The sequence below is a fragment of the Cellulophaga geojensis KL-A genome, from assembly GCF_000568425.1.
In the GTDB taxonomy this organism is placed as follows: domain Bacteria; phylum Bacteroidota; class Bacteroidia; order Flavobacteriales; family Flavobacteriaceae; genus Cellulophaga; species Cellulophaga lytica.
This window is the reverse complement of sequence record NZ_ARZX01000077.1, coordinates 1-1,089: the sequence shown is the minus strand read 5'-3', so window position 1 is coordinate 1,089 and position 1,089 is coordinate 1. Positions and strand designations below refer to the sequence as shown.

Here is a 1,089-nt window from a genome sequence, read left to right as displayed (position 1 = left end):
GATGGTGATTTAATTCTTGATGGTAAAGAAGTAGATGATGAAACTGATCCTCTTGATCCTTGTGATAATATTGGTGGTACACCTCCAACTGGTTCTGCTTGTGACATCTCTATTTACAACGACCTTGTGGGGCCTGGTGTAGATGATGGATACTTTAGAATTATTAATATTGAACAGTTCCCTAACAATACCGTACAAATCTACAACAGATGGGGCGTAATTGTTTTTGAAACTAAAGGATATGATCGTGGTTCTAATGTTTTTAAAGGAATATCTAACGGTAGAGTTGTTATTAATAAAAATGAAGAACTTCCTGCTGGTGTTTACTACTACATTATTAATTACAATAATAACGGTCAAAATAAATCTAAAGCCGGATATTTATATCTAAATAGATAACTTTAAACACAACCATTAAACGCATAAATCATAAATTATGAAAAAATTACTTCTAAGTATTGTTTTTGTCCTTCTTGCCCTGCAGAACATTTCTGCTCAGCAAGATGCACAATACACTCAATATATGTATAACACCATTGCCATTAACCCTGCTTATGCTGGTTCTAGAGGTGTATTTAGTATTGCTGCTTTGCACAGATCTCAATGGGTAGGCCTAGATGGTGCACCTACAACACAAACGCTTAACTTTAACACTCCTGTTTCTAGAAGAGTTGGGCTTGGACTTTCTGTAGTCCACGATGAAATTGGTAACGGAACAAATCAAGATACCTATATAGATGCTGCTTTTTCTTATACAGTTCCTACTAGTGAACAAGGAAAACTATCCTTTGGACTTAAAGCTGGGGGACATTTTTTAAATCTAGATTTTTCTAAACTGGCCAATTACAGACAAGAGTCTACTCCGGCAGGATATGATGATATCGAGAAAAAATTCTCCCCTAACTTTGGCGCTGGTATCTATTACCATACTGATAAATTCTACGCTGGTTTTTCTGTCCCTAACTTTTTAGAAACAAAACACTTTGATGATTCTCAAGGACAAAACAGTTCTTTTCTTGCCGTAGAACGTATGAACTTGTATTTAATTACAGGCTATGTTTTTGAACTTAACAGAGATTTAAAACTTAA

At 35.0% G+C, this 1,089-nt stretch carries 2 protein-coding genes; both read left to right on the top strand.

Annotation, left to right across the window (positions count from 1 at the left end; all coding sequences use genetic code 11):
• Nucleotides 1–399 (top strand): gliding motility-associated C-terminal domain-containing protein (locus KLA_RS17260; protein ID WP_034647445.1); only part of this gene is annotated, 399 nt, incomplete at its 5' end.
• A 37-nt stretch (nt 400–436) separates the two neighbouring features.
• Nucleotides 437–1,089 (top strand): type IX secretion system membrane protein PorP/SprF (locus tag KLA_RS17255; RefSeq protein ID WP_034647444.1); only part of this gene is annotated, 653 nt, incomplete at its 3' end.